This window comes from Acinetobacter sp. NIOH-H-8, assembly GCF_046635365.1.
Lineage (GTDB): Bacteria > Pseudomonadota > Gammaproteobacteria > Pseudomonadales > Moraxellaceae > Acinetobacter.
In genome coordinates, this window is the sequence record NZ_JBHDVN010000406.1 from 1 (window position 1) to 250 (window position 250).

The window sequence follows — 250 nt, forward strand, 5'->3', positions numbered from 1 at the left end:
ATCTGTTAAGGACTGCTACACGTGCATGGATCTCATTCACTTGGCTATCAAAACTCCTTGCACTGAGTTTATCTCCTAATAATTTGATGCAATGCATCTTAGTTTCAACCAAACTTCGCCGATGATATAGTCAAACTACTTTATTATTCATACAGGATTCGAAAAAAACTTGAAATAACTCATCGACTGAGTCGATCAACCATTCTTTACGCTTACGTTTAACCCATGCCCACATCTGTTCTATAGGATT

Annotated in this window: 1 pseudogene; it reads right to left on the reverse strand. The window is 37.2% G+C overall.

Going from position 1 to position 250, the window contains the following annotated elements:
* A pseudogene (locus ACEWB7_RS18875) lies at positions 1-127 on the reverse strand (IS5/IS1182 family transposase); the annotation flags it as partial.
* Positions 128-250: the final 123 nt, after the last annotated feature.